This is a genomic window from Roseovarius sp. (genome assembly GCF_018066915.1).
Lineage (GTDB): Bacteria > Pseudomonadota > Alphaproteobacteria > Rhodobacterales > Rhodobacteraceae > Roseovarius.
In genome coordinates, this window is record NZ_JAGPVV010000262.1 from 21,057 (window position 1) to 32,469 (window position 11,413).

At 61.3% G+C, this 11,413-nt stretch carries 7 protein-coding genes; 5 read left to right on the forward strand and 2 right to left on the reverse strand.

What is annotated here, in order from left to right:
- Nucleotides 1-8 precede the first annotated feature (8 nt).
- Nucleotides 9-3,239, reverse strand: a complete 3,231-nt coding sequence (locus KBT70_RS14605; protein WP_296635218.1) for a glycosyltransferase — start codon at nucleotides 3,237-3,239, stop codon at nucleotides 9-11.
- 504 nt (nucleotides 3,240-3,743) lie between these two features.
- Between KBT70_RS14605 and KBT70_RS14610 the strand changes: the two genes are divergently transcribed.
- From KBT70_RS14610 to KBT70_RS14630, 5 genes are all read left to right on the forward strand, one after another.
- Entirely contained in the window at nucleotides 3,744-4,871 is a 1,128-nt protein-coding gene (locus KBT70_RS14610) for a glycosyltransferase (RefSeq protein ID WP_296635222.1), read from the forward strand.
- Nucleotides 4,868-6,139, forward strand: coding sequence for a glycosyltransferase (locus tag KBT70_RS14615; RefSeq protein ID WP_296635225.1), 1,272 nt, complete (start codon nucleotides 4,868-4,870; stop codon nucleotides 6,137-6,139). Before KBT70_RS14610 ends, KBT70_RS14615 begins: the two co-directional genes overlap by 4 nt.
- A 140-nt stretch (nucleotides 6,140-6,279) precedes the next feature.
- Nucleotides 6,280-8,829, forward strand: a complete 2,550-nt coding sequence (locus KBT70_RS14620; protein ID WP_296635229.1) for a calcium-binding protein — start codon at nucleotides 6,280-6,282, stop codon at nucleotides 8,827-8,829.
- 383 nt (nucleotides 8,830-9,212) lie between these two features.
- Nucleotides 9,213-10,334 (forward strand): beta-ketoacyl-ACP synthase III, encoded by a 1,122-nt coding sequence (locus KBT70_RS14625; RefSeq protein ID WP_296635233.1) that lies wholly within the window; start codon nucleotides 9,213-9,215, stop codon nucleotides 10,332-10,334.
- 112 nt (nucleotides 10,335-10,446) lie between these two features.
- Nucleotides 10,447-10,905 (forward strand): phage regulatory CII family protein, encoded by a 459-nt coding sequence (locus KBT70_RS14630; protein WP_296635236.1) that lies wholly within the window; start codon nucleotides 10,447-10,449, stop codon nucleotides 10,903-10,905.
- A 16-nt stretch (nucleotides 10,906-10,921) separates the two neighbouring features.
- On the opposite strand, the gene KBT70_RS14635 is transcribed toward KBT70_RS14630, so the two are convergent.
- A partial coding sequence (locus KBT70_RS14635) for a HupE/UreJ family protein (RefSeq protein WP_296635241.1) occupies nucleotides 10,922-11,413 on the reverse strand: 492 nt, incomplete at its 5' end.

Below are 11,413 nucleotides of genomic sequence, written 5' to 3' on the forward strand. Positions count from 1 at the left end.
ATCAGGGTTCATGTCGCGGCCATCCCCGGCAGGAACATATCCGCCGCTTCGAAGGCCTCGCGCATGGCGTGGCGGCCACGGGTGAAGGAATAGTTTTCCGTCACATAGGACCGCGCGGCCTCGGATATCTGGTGCCAGAGCGCATCGTCCTGATTCAGGCGGGAAATCGCGGAAATCCACTCGGCGGGGGTGCGGGCGATGAAACATTCCTGACCATTGCGCAGCCCGATGCCTTCGGCAGCGACGGGCGAGAGGACGCAAGGAATACCGTGGGCCAAGGCATCAATCACCTTGCCCTTGATCCCGGCCCCCGAGCGCAGCGGGGCCAAAAAGATGCGATGCGGGTTATAGGCATCGGCGACCTGCGGCACAAAGCCGACAGGCAGCACCGAGCGGCTTGCGAGGGCGGCAATGTCCTTGGGCATGGCGGAGCCATAGATCGAGAACGTGAGACCGTCCTGCTGGGTGGCGAGTTGTGACATGACTTCGCGGAGGAACCATTGCACGCCTTCGACATTCGGATGATGCCGGAAGCTGCCCAGAAAGGACATCCCCGCGCGCTCGGAAAGCGGCGGCACGGCATCGGGAATATCGACAACCCATGGGGTGCGCACGACCGTTGCGCGGCCTTCGCTATAGGCCTCGATCACGGCATGTTCCAATTCGTTGTAACTCAGGACCACATCGACCTGATTGATGATGGCCAATTCTTCGTCACGGGTGCGACGGGCGCTTTGCAAGCGGTTCTCGTCATTCTCGGCGCGGGCCGCGCGTATCTCGCGCAGAAAGTGGAGGTCGGCGTTGTTGAAGAGAACCTTGGCCTCTGGCGCGTAGCTGCGCAGATGGCCCAAGACGTCCTGGGCGACGTAGAACCGCGTGACGTAAAAGGCGTCGAACTCTGCCGCGTGCCGGGACAGATACTCTTGCACACTCAGAAAGAACGGGGCGTAGATCATCTCGACCCCGAGTTTCTGGAGGTCTTGGGTATACTTGCCCAGATGCGCCAGGTTCGTCGGCAGAAAGCTGACCTTGTATCCCAGCGACTGAACCAGCCTGATCTCTTGCAGCGCGGCATAGGAGCCTGCATCCTGATCGGGACGCGGTGTGGTATAGTCGATGAAGAGCACGCGCCCCTTGATGCCCCGGTCCTTTTCGAGATCGGGGTTTTGCCCCTCGCGGCCAAACTGGCTGTAGGCCTCGATCCAGCGGCGTTTGAACTTGGGCCGGTTGACCTCTTGATACCGCTTGTACCCCGAACTGACGTCGGTGCCAGAGGTCATCCCCTCGTAATGGTACACGACAGACGACGGAACAAACCAGGTTGAATAGCCCGCCTCGCGGACTTTGAAGGCAAAATCCGTATCCTCGAAATACATCGGTTCGAGATACGAGGACAACCCGCCCACCGCCGTCCAGACGGATTTGGGAACCATCATCGCCGCGCCGGACAGGTAATCCGCCTGTCGGGCGTAACAAAAGCGCGGCTCTTCGGGGTTCTGGCGGTTGCCATAGTTCCACGGATTGCCCGTGCCCCAGATGATGCCGCCCGCATCCTGCAAACGCCCATCCGGATAGAGCAACTTGGACCCGGCAAGACCCACGTTGTCAAACCGCTCGAAGGCGGCGAGGAGTTCATCCAGCCACCCGGATGTCACCTCGACATCGTTATTGAGCAAGACGATATACTCTCCACGGGCCAGATCGGCCCCGGCATTGCAGGCGCGGATAAAACGCTGCGGCTCGGCATTGTGGAGGACGGTGATCCCGCTGACGAAGGTCTCGAGCGTGGCGGTCTGGTCGGTTGATCCGTCATCCACCACGATGACCTCAAAGCTGGCCTGATTGGGCGCGACCAAGAGCGAGCAGAGCGCAAGATATGTCACCTCGACCTTGTTATGCGCCGGAATGACAATGGACACTTTCGGCGCGGCCACCTTGGGGAAGCTCAGAGGCTTGAGGGTGACACGGTCATAGCCCGCCTCGACCGTGTCGAGCGCATGGGTGATCTGGGCGAAATCGGTCTCTGGCGTGGCTGTCTCGAAGAGTTTGCGAAGACTGGCAAAGCGGCGCGGGGTCTGCGCAAAGATGGACGCGGGAAACGGCGCGCGGCTTTCGCGCTGCAACACATCCGCCGGGGTCAGGATCGCCGGAACAAGGGTCAGGGTTTCACAAAGCCGCACCGTGCCAGAGAGGTCACGGATGCTGATATGATGCGTGGCACCGTCAAAATAGGTGTCTGCCAATCGAAAGGGGGTCTGACCCGGCCGAACCGAGAGTTGCCCTTGAGGTTGGCCATCAACGTAGAAGCTGAGAACGGCCGTATCCGAGCTTTCGATGACCAAGGTGTGACCCTGCCGGTCGTCCACGGCGATTTTCGGGCTGGCCGGGATGGTGCGGACCTCGGTCTTGCCGCCATAGCGCAAGTGGATATCGTCATCGGGTATCGGATAGGCCGGCAAATCGGCCCGAAGCCAGACACCATCACCGGCAATCTCGGTGCCCACGAGCATCATGGGGCTGAGAACGGATGTCTCCGGTTTGCTACGGCTGCCAACATGCACATCGGCCAGAAAAACGAAGGGTTCGATCCCTGATCCGTCATCGGCATATTCTTCATGGTGAACCTCGAGACGCACCTCCATTGGCCCGACACTCTTGGGCAGGGGCAACATCACCTGCTGATACCCCTGAGATTGACGCCCACCCAGAAAGCCGGGGGCGAACGCCACCTTGCGGGTCGTGGTTTCCTGCGTCGTCGTATCTGAAAACACCACGTGCAGCATCGCCTTGCTGCGGTGAGTTGCGATTTGCGCCTTTAAAAAGAGGCCTGATGTGCCCCCTTTGATGACGATGGGATGATCAATCCTGATCCGGCAGGGGGCGTTGCGATCGACAAGCATGATCTGCACGGTCTGCGTGCCCGAGAGCGCCCAGTCCGAGAGCTCGTTGATCCAGACAGCATAGGTGTCGCCTTGCACCTTTTCGGCTGGTTCGGACCGCATCCGGTTCTTCAAATCCCGGGTATCCAGACCGTGCGGGCGGGCCAGCCCATAGGATTTCAACGCGTCCGGCGCACAGGGCTGCAATTGGGCCCTGGCGGAGCCGATGGCGATTTCCACAGGCTCGCGTGGGGCAGCCGCGAAGTTTGCAAAGACTTCGCCATTCACCAGAAGCAGCGTCCGCAGATCACCGGCATCCGTGCCCTTGTCATTTCGTTGCGTCATCGTGTCAGTGGTCATCTCTTATACGCCTTGGGATTGTATTCATGCGGCCGACATCATAGTGTCTGGCGATATCTTGGGACCAAAAAAATCTGGCTTGCAACCAGAACCAAGGACCGCTGCCCGCTTGAGCAAGGGGGCTGGACACTTGTGAGAGAGAGCGACGCTTCGATCATGCACCCCATGTGTCACATTCCAGTCGGAAACTCCACAACGGCCAGTGCGCGCGACGCATGATTTTCTTCACTCAGGAAAATGTGAAGTTGAACCCGGTTGCTTAAGTGCATAGTAACCAAGACCTAATTTTGACTAAGGCAGGAAACCTCTGATTTGGCGCGTTTTGTTCGTTTGTCACTCTTGCGTCGCTTTGTATCGGTGACGCACCAATATGGCCTTTCAGAAGCCCTGAAACGATCGCGCTATTTTGCGACGCTTTATTTGCGTGGCTCAGCGCCGTCCTTGTTTGGTCGTCAGGCGCCCGCTGCGTTTGCGCCGGACACATCGTCTGCACCCGAACGGCAGATGCAACCCATTTGGACGGAATTGGCCCGTGGCGGGGGCTTTCACGCGAAGATCAACCACAAGTGGACTCCGCGCATTGCGCTGATCGGTGATCTCAACCTGTCACAGTGCCGAAAATACCGCGTCGAGCAGCTCAAGGTGCTGTGGGAATCACAGAATGTTGCGTTCGATTATGCGCATTACGAAGATACCCCGAGGGCGCTTCGGCTTTTGCAACGCGCGACGCATTTTTGCGAGTACAGGCTGGAAGACACGCCACTGACCCAGATGTATCGCTACGAGGCGCGCCGGCTTGGCCTGCCGATCCTGTTCGACATCGACGATCCGCTGTTTTCGGTTGCAGCCTATGAAACCTATCAGAACATGGCGGCGCTCGATCCGATGCTCAAGACACATTTTCTAGCGGTGGCTCCTCGCTATGCCGCCATGATGAATGGGGCCGATATTGTGACGGTCTCTACGCCCGGCCTCGCTGATCTGGCACGGCTCTACACGCCGCGCCCGGTTCACGTCAGACGAAACTTTGCCGACCCCGAGACATTGCAGCACGGAGCCAGCGCCATCGCTGCGCGCGGTGCGGAGGATGGTCTCTTTCGGGTCGTGTTCGCCAGCGGATCACAGGGGCATGAGGCGGATTTCGATCTGATCAAGTCCGAAGTTGCAGCCTTTGTTACCGCCGATCCCGCGCGGCGCCTGACCATTTTGGGCCATTTTAAAACCGACAGGCTGCCCGCCTCTCTTGCGGCGCAAACCGAGCATCATCCGTTTCTGGACTATGATGCCTACCTCGCCAATCTGGCGCAGGCCGATGTCGCGGTGATGCCGCTTCAGGATGATCTGTTCAACAGATGCAAAAGCGGTGTGCGCGTGATTGATGCGGCAGCGGTGGGGCTGGCTTGTATTGTGAGCGCGGTGGGCGATTTGCCAACGATGATCGACCAAGGGCGCACCGGATTTATTGCCGAGTCTCCCGGCGACTGGAGGCAAGCGTTGGAAACTCTCGCGACTGACAGAGCGCGCGCCCGCGCCATGGGGCGCGCAGCAAGAGAAACGCTCGAGACCAGATGGAGCGTGCAGGCTGGCCCCCACATTATCGCCCCTGACCTCCTCGACTGGGTGATGGCATGACAGAGCGTCCTCATATCCTGCTCGTCAATGTGTTCTTTGCCCCCTACACCTATGGCGGCGCGACCGTTGTCGCCGAACAGGTGGCCCGAGAACTGGTGCAAGACAAGCGCGCACGGGTCAGTGTGATCTCATTGATCAGCCGCCCCGAGGTACCGCCCTATTCCGTGGTGCGGTCTCAGGTGATGGGGATCGACAATTACCTGATCAATGTGCCGCAAAACCGCCCTTACAAGCAGTTCTACGATAACCCCGAGATTGGGGCCGTTGTCAGTGAGATGATCGCCGATCTGTCCCCCGACCTCATGCATGTGCATTGCATTCAGGAAATCGGGGTGGATATCCTGCGCGCCGCCAAGCGCGCGCAGGTGCCGATCGTGATTTCCGTACATGACTATTGGTGGATCTGTGAGCGGCAGTTCATGGTAAAACCCGATCAGGTGTATTGCGCGCAAAACCCTGTTCAGATCGACGCCTGCAAAGGCTGTGTCGCGGATCATGGCGCGGCCAAGGCACGGTTCCAGACGCTACAGGAGGCGGCGTCGCTCACGGATGTCATCACCTATCCCAGCCATTTCGCCCGCGAGCTCTGTGAAGCGTCAGGCTTGGCTCCGGGTCTTGGGGTGGTGTGGGAAAATGGCGTGCACATGCCGCGCTCGGATTTTGCAGCCAAACAGGCCGCGCGGCGCGCGGCTGATCCGCGGATCGTCTTTGGGTTTGTTGGAGGCCCCTCTGCAATCAAGGGCTGGCCACATATCCGGGAGGCATTCAAGGACCTGCCGCGATCCGATTTCGGCGTCCATCTGGTCGATGGGAGCCTCGACGGGTCGTGGTGGGCCGGGCATGACCTGTCCAAGCTCTCGGGGGAGTGGCGGGTTGTGCCCCGGTATGATCACTCGGACATGGACGACTTCTATGCGGGAATCGACGTGTTGCTGTTCTTGTCGCAATGGAAGGAAACATTTGGCCTGACAATACGCGAAGCGCTGGCGCGGGGGATCAAGGTGATCCAGACCGACAGCGGCGGCACGGTCGAGCATGATGCCGTGGACCCGGAGCGCCTCATTTCCATCGGGGCTGGCCCGGAGGTGTTGCGCTCTCAGGTCCTTGAAACGCTGGAGCACCATGATCCTGCCGCAAGGCAATCCGCGCCCCGGATCACCAGCTTTGCCGAACAAGCACGCGCCTTTCAGGGGATCATGGAGCGCGTTCTGGGGAACGGTCTGGAGGATCGCCCAGCGCAACGCGTGAACGAGCGGCGCAGGCCATAGGCAGTTCTGCGCCGCGCGCGCGCCCTGCGCCTTCGTGCAGCGCAGGCGCTCTGGCTGCAAACTTTTTCCCCCGCGCCTGAAACTTTGTGCCGGTGTCTTCCGTGGCTGTTGCGTGATGCTTGCAAACGGGAGGTCAAACCATGGCACATCTAGCGACGAACTATTCCTCTTTTGAAACCTTTCTGCGGGGCGCGGAGTCGACCTATGCGGTTGATTTCATTGCGCTCAATGGCTCGGGCGTCAGTGGAACGGCGATCCTCGCGATTGGCGCACCCGAAATCACCGGCGAACAATATCTCAACGTGTCCATCACCGTCGAGGGCATGGAACCCAACCAGCCTGTGCCGCAGCATATTCATGGTCTGTTTGACGTGGGCGGCAATCCCGTGAATTCGCAGACGCCGGACATCTCCAGCGATGCCGACCGGGATGGTTTGGTGGAAGTGCTGGAAGGTGTGGGCCAATATGGCGACGTGCTCTTGACCCTGAGCGGTGAGAGCGCCACGCCGATGACCAATGCGGATGGCTCTTTTACCTATATCCGGGCGTTCGATCTGAATGATGCGTCCAACTTTTTCAGCCCTGTCACCATGACTGATTATGTGGGTGCCGATATTCTGCCGCTCTCCCTGCGGGAAATCGTGCTGCATGGTGTGGCCGTGCCGGATGGCATCGGGGCCGGGACCACGGGCGAGGTTGACGGATCGCAAGACGGGTTTGTGCCCATCCTGCCTGCGGCAGCGGGCGAAATCGAGCAGATCACATTGGACGAGGCGCTGTCGCGTCTGGACGATCAGCGGGCCATGGGCGGCGTCGCCCTGACGCTGGGCGATGCGGGCGAGACCGCGACAGGCACGGAAGGCGACGACAGTCTCGACGGCGGGGCGGGCGATGACGTGCTCATCGGTCTCGGCGGCAAGGACACCCTGACCGGCAACGGCGGCAGCGACGATCTTGATGGCGGCCAAGGCGACGACGTGATCCTCGCGGGCAATGATGCCAATATCCCGAATGGCGCGGATGCCGGGGCCTCGGGGGCATTGCCCCGGGCGGAGTATGACAACGGCTATGCCGGGGGTGCCGGTGACGACCTGATCATGGGGGGTGCCGGGGATGACATCATCACCGGCGACGACGAAAGCCGGGTCTCTGCCGTCAGCGGGCAAACCTTTAACCCGGACGCGGATGGCGCGGACACCATTTTTGGCGGAGCCGGGAATGATGAAATCCATACCGGGTCCTGGGCCGACAGCGATGACGGCTTTGGCAACACGCAAACCGGCACGGCCTCTGACGAGGCGTATGGCGGCGACGGCGACGATATTCTGCGCGGTGCCGGTGGCGACGATATCCTGAGCGGCGACGCGGGCAATGACGATATCGGCGGCGGCGGCGGTGCGGATAGCATGACAGGCGGCGCGGGCGATGACGTGCTGCTGGGAAATGCGGGTGCGGATGTGCTCGATGGTGGAACCGGCAATGACACGCTGGGCGCTGGTGCGGGCGATGAGGACGACAGGTTCAATGCCGCCAGCTTTGGCGCGTCTGGGGCGCTTCCTTTGTCGGAATATGACAATGGCTATGCCGGGGGCGCGGGTGACGACCTGATCGAAGGCGGCGCGGGCGATGACATCATCACCGGCGATGACGACAGCCGGGTTTCGACCGCCACGGGCGGCATGTTCGATGCAACAGCCGATGGGTCCGACACCATCTTTGGCGGCGCAGGCAATGATGAGATCCACACCGGAAGCTGGTCCGATGGCGATGATGGCCTGAGCAATATCTCGACCGGCGTGCTGGGGGACATGGCATTTGGCGGCGATGGCAATGACATTCTGCGCGGCGCGGAGGGCAACGATTTCCTTGGCGGGGACGCGGGCGACGACGATATCGGCGGCGGCGGCGGTGTGGACAGCCTTGTTGGTGGGGCTGGCGATGACCTGCTCGCAGGCAATGGCGGCGATGATGTCATCTCGTCTGGCGATGGTGACGACGTGGCCGCGGGCGGCGATGGCGATGACCGGATCGGTGGAGGGCTGGGCAATGACCGGCTGTCCGGCGACGCGGGCGATGACGTGCTTGGTGCCGGTCTTGGGGATGACACCGTAGAGGGCGGCGATGGCAACGATCTGGTCAATGGCGGCGGCGGTGACGACGTTCTGACGGGCGGTGCCGGAAACGACAGGATGGGCGGCAGCCAAGGCGCCGACAGCATGACCGGAGATGACGGCGACGACCTGATGGGGGGCGGTGCCGGAATGGACGTCATGAACGGCGGCGCTGGTAACGATCAAATGGGTGGGGGTGTCGGTGACGACATGCTGGATGGCGGTGCTGGCGACGACTTTGTTGCCGGTGGCAATGGCCGCGACATGCTCAGCGGTGGTGAGGGTAACGATACGCTCAACGGCGGCAACGGCGACGATGAGATGCAAGGCGGGGACGGGACGGATGTCTTTGTCTTCAACAGCTTCAACGCTGGAGAAGTCGATGTGATCTCGGATTTCGACAGCGCGGGCGATCTGCTTGATCTGCGCGGGGTCACCGAGGGCTTTGATGGTCTGGGCATCGCAGAGGCATCCTTTGGCGGCTCGGGTGCGGCGGAAATCACCTATCAGGGCCACACGATCATTCTCGTCGGTGTCGAGGCTGCGACGCTGGCCGAGAGTGACTTTCTCTTTGGCTAAAGCGGTCAGACCAAAGGGGCCCTCGCACACGGCGGGGGCCCCAACGGGCTGAAACCTCACGCAAGCAATCAGACAGGCAATCTCGGTCGCTTGTTGTTATGGCGACCTGCGGGCGGCCCTCCTTTTCAGGGCGCGTCTTTGCCTGTGCCCAGACCACGTCTGCTCCCATGGCGGCATAAAGGCCGATCTTGTCAAACCCTCCTCGCGACACAGATGCCAATGGCGGGCGCAGCAGAGCGCAGACACGCCCAAGGCCGGTCGCCTCTGTCGGGTGACAGTCTACCACCTCGGCGGCGCGGGTGCCGTGAAGAGATGGCGCGACGTCGCGCTTGACGTGGCGGCAGGACTGAGGTGATCTGATCAAATCTTTGAGGAGAATGACAATGGGTTTGCCCGCAATCACGGGAACGGGCGTGTTCACGCCGCCGGAGGTGATCACCAACGAGGAACTGGTCGCAGCCTTCAACGCCTATGCCGAGGCGTTCAACGCGCGCCATGCGTCCGAGATTGCGGCGGGCGAAATCGCGGCCAAAGGCATGTCGTCGCCCGAATTCATCGTGAGTGCTTCGGGGATCGAGCAGCGGCATGTCATGGACAAGACCGGCGTGCTCAACCCCGAGGTGATGCATCCGCTGTTGCGGCAGCGCCGGGATGACGAGCCGGGGATCATGGCGGAAATGGCGATGGACGCCTGCGCGCAGGCCCTCGCAGAGGCGGGGCGCGCAGCGTCGGAGGTCGATCTGATCATTTGCGCGGCGTCAAACCACGAGCGCGCCTATCCGGCGATTGCGATCGAGATTCAGCAGCTTTTGGGCGCGGGGGGATTTGCCTTTGACATGAATGTCGCCTGTTCCTCGGCCACCTTCGGGATTCAGGCCGCTGCCGACATGATCCGGGGTGGATCGGCCAAGCGGGCGCTGGTGGTCAGCCCCGAAATCTGCTCGGGGCATCTGGAATGGCGCGACCGCGATTGTCATTTCATCTTTGGCGATGTTTGCACCGCCGTTCTGATCGAAGCGGTGGAAGAGGCCAAGGGGCCACATTTCGTGATCCGGTCAACCCGATGCGCCACGCAGTTCTCCAACAATATCCGCAACAACAACGGGTTTCTGCGGCGCACGCGCCCGGATGGTCTGGCGGACCGGCGCGACATGCAATTCGTGCAGGAGGGGCGCAAGGTGTTCAAGGAGGTGTTGCCAATGGTCTCGGCGCATATTCTGGCGCATCTGGAGGACGAAGGCGTGGTGCCGGACGATCTGCGGCGGTTGTGGCTGCATCAGGCCAACAAGGCGATGAACGATTTCATCGGGCGCAAGGTGCTGGGCCGGGTGCCAGAGGCGGAAGAGCAGCCGAATATCCTGCAGGATTATGCCAATACATCCTCTGCCGGGTCGATCATCGCCTTTTCCAAATATTCCCAAGACCTGCAACCCGGCGACCGGGGGCTGATCTGTTCGTTCGGGGCGGGCTATTCGGTGGGCTCGGTTCTGGTGGAACGCGGCTGATCCGGGGCCAAACGCTTGGGATTAGTTTGGAAATGACATCGGCTTGCAAAATCAGTATGGGGAATTCCAGCTAGGGTAGCCCTCGGGACAAGGGCTGAATTGGGGAAAGCGTATGTCGACGACGGGAAGTTACCTGAAAAAGCACACCGAAGCCTTGGTCAAGGATGTGGGAATCGAGGCGGCCTGTCAGTTGACGGGCAAATCCAAGGCCACGCTGGGGCGTTATTATTCCGACCATGACGAACACGCCGACCGCTTCATGCCGGTGGACACCGTGGCCGCCCTTGAGGCCGCCGCGAGTTATCCGCATGTCACAAGCGCGCTGGCCGAGTTATGCGGCGTCAGCCTGAGCCTGATCGGAGACCGGCGCAACACGCAAGAGCGGGCCAATGTGAACAGCGATGTGATCGCGCTGTCGCAGCGGTTTGCGATGCTCATGGCCGAGTATCAGCAGAGCATCGCGGATGGGCGCATCACCGTGAACGAGGCCAAGCGCCTTTTGCGGGAGACGACGCATTTGCAGCAGGTCTTGATCGAGATGAAACTGCATCTTGAGGAAGAAGTGACCTGATGCCGCTACACCCCGCTCAGCCGAAGGCGATATAGACCCCGGCAAGGGCGGTTGCCCCGCCCATCACGCGGAGCGGCAGGGCGCTGGCATGGCGCGTTTCGCGCGCGGCGGTATAGGCGATGAGCAATCCCGCCGCATGCAAGAGCGCCGTGGCGATGGCAAAGCCAGCGCCGAATTCTAAGGCCTGCGCCTGACCCAACTCGCCGCCATGGGCATGACCGTGAAAGAGCGCGAAGAGGGCCACGAGGGCAATGGCGAGCCCCGGTGCCGGGCGCAGAGCGAGCGCCACCACCAGCCCAAGCGCCATGATCGAGGCGAGAATCATCGGCTCGACCAGCGGCAAGGGCAAGCCGATCAGGGCCGCGAGAAACCCGGTGATCATCGCCAGAACAAAGGCGCTTGGCACGGTCCAGAGCGCACGGCCGCCGATTTGCGCGGCCCAGAGGCCGACAGCGATCATTGCCAGCACGTGATCGAGACCAAAGAGCGGATGCGTCACCCCGGCGAG